Here is a 2,070-nt window from a genome sequence, read left to right as displayed (position 1 = left end):
CTGCAGTGTCCCGTTGAAGCTGTCGGTGAGTTCCTGCACGGCGGCGGGGGAGCCGTCCTCCGAGAGCCGCAGCAGGTCGGAGAGGGCTGCGGAAGTAGCGGGATCCGGGTCTTTGGCGGCCCATTCGCGGGCTCGGCTGAACAAGGAATCGGCATCGGAGGACGTCATGGTCCCCACGCTATCGTCATTGCCGGCGGAACTGTTCCTTGAACACTCAAGGATGGGAGCGGAAACCGAAATCCTTGACAGCGTGTTTTCTGGACAAGTAACGTCGCGAATATGAAAATGGGGCAGGGGGTTGAGTGGGGTCTGCACAGCTGCGTCAACATGTCCTGGACGCCGCCGGGGGAGGCCGTCAGCAGCGCTCGGCTGGCTGAGTTCTACAAACTTCCGGCCGCCTACCTGAACAAGCAGCTCCAGGCCCTGGTACGCGCGGGGATCCTGAGCTCTGTATCAGGGCCCCGGGGCGGGTTTTCCTTGGCCAGGCGTCCTGAGAAGATCTCGGTCCTCGATGTGGTCCTGGCCATCGAGGGAAACGACGACGCTTTCCGCTGCGAAGGGATCCTCGGGAACGCGCCGGGCGGGAACATGGACGCCGACTACGCGCGCACGTGCCTTATATCCCAGGCAATGCGCCACGCCGAGGTCACCTGGCGGACGGAGTTGTCCCGGCAAAGCGTTGCCGGGATCGCCCAGTCCATCGAGCGCCGGTTCCCTGAGGCCCGGGGGAATACGGTCAACCAGCTGACCGGGGCCAGATTCTGACCACTCCTGAACCAACGCGGGATCACTTAACGCCCAAAAAAGGGCTCCGGAGGGGCGTTAAGTGACCCCGCGTTGTCCTAGAGTTTGGCGATGATTCCGGCCAGGAGTTTCGAGATGCGCGGTCCGGCGGCGTGGCCGGACTCGATGACTTCCTGGTGGCTCAGCGGCATGGGGCTGATCCCGGCGGCCAGATTGGTCACCAGCGAGATACCGAAGACCTCCATGCCGGCGTGCCGGCCCGCGATCGCTTCCAGGGCGGTGGACATGCCCACCAGGTCTGCGCCGATCCGCTTCGCGTACTGGACCTCAGCAGGGGTCTCATAGTGCGGTCCGCTGAACTGGGCGTAGACACCTTCGTCCAGTGAAGGATCCACTTCCAGGGCCAGGGCACGGATGCGCGCGCTGTAGAGATCTGTCAGGTCAACGAAGGTTGCGCCTTCCAGCGGGGACGTGGCGGTGAGGTTTATGTGATCTTTGATGAGGACCGGCGTCCCCGGAGCCCAGTTCTCGTTCAGGCCGCCACAGCCGTTGGTGAGGACCAGGGTCTTGCATCCGGCGGCTGCAGCGGCCCTGATGCCGTGCACCACGGCGCGGACCCCTTTGCCTTCGTAGTAATGGGTCCGTGCACCCAGAACCAGGGCGCGCTTGCCCTCTTTGGTCAGGACCGAACGGATGGTGCCGACGTGGCCCTCCACGGCCGGGGCGTGGAAGCCGGGGACTTCGTCAGCAGTCAGGGTGGCAGTGGTGTCGCCGATAAGCTCGGCGGCTTCGGCCCAGCCCGAGCCCAGGACCAGGGCGACGTCGTGGCTCGCCACTCCGGTCGCCTCGGCAATGTAGGCAGCCGCGGAGCGCGCGGCGAGGAAGGGGTCAGTGGCGGGGAGGTCTGTATTACTCACTGGTACAAGCTATCCTGCCGCCGCCGCTGTGCCCAGCCTCAGGTGGTGGTCCCGGTGCGGATGGGAGAGAATGGTTGATTGTGACTACGCATCCTGATTTCAGCTCACCCCGGATCGCAATCCTGGGAGGTGGCCCGGGCGGATACGAAGCCGCCATGGTGGCAGCCTCCCTGGGAGCGCAGGTCACCATCATCGAACGCGCCGGCCTGGGCGGCTCGGCGGTACTGACCGACGTCGTACCTTCCAAAACCCTGATCGCGACGGCGGATCTGATGACCCGCGTCGGCGAGGCGGGGGAGCTGGGAGTGAAGTTCGACGTCGACGGCGGCGACTTCGTCCCGGTGATGCGCGCCGATCTGAAGCACATCAACGACAGGCTGCTGGGCCTGGCCCGCCAGCAGTCCCGGGA

The 2,070-nt window shown here is 65.2% G+C and carries 3 protein-coding genes; 2 read left to right on the top strand and 1 reads right to left on the bottom strand.

Translation table 11 applies throughout. The features are described 5' to 3' along the window. Window positions 1-279 precede the first annotated feature (279 nt). Window positions 280-765, top strand: coding sequence for an RrF2 family transcriptional regulator (locus DBR22_RS08940; RefSeq protein ID WP_108598723.1), 486 nt, complete (start codon window positions 280-282; stop codon window positions 763-765). Window positions 766-842: 77 nt separating this feature from the next. Here the strand turns inward: DBR22_RS08940 and DBR22_RS08935 are convergent, their stop codons facing one another. Beyond that, window positions 843-1,661, bottom strand: a complete 819-nt coding sequence (locus tag DBR22_RS08935; RefSeq protein ID WP_108598722.1) for a purine-nucleoside phosphorylase — start codon at window positions 1,659-1,661, stop codon at window positions 843-845. Between the two features lie 80 nt (window positions 1,662-1,741). Between DBR22_RS08935 and DBR22_RS08930 the strand changes: the two genes are divergently transcribed. Next, a partial coding sequence (locus tag DBR22_RS08930; protein ID WP_181365090.1) for an FAD-dependent oxidoreductase occupies window positions 1,742-2,070 on the top strand: 329 nt, incomplete at its 3' end.

This window comes from Arthrobacter sp. HMWF013, from assembly GCF_003061105.1.
Taxonomy (GTDB): domain Bacteria; phylum Actinomycetota; class Actinomycetes; order Actinomycetales; family Micrococcaceae; genus Arthrobacter.
Note: the sequence above shows the minus strand (reverse complement) of the source record. Positions and strands in the feature narration are given on the sequence as shown.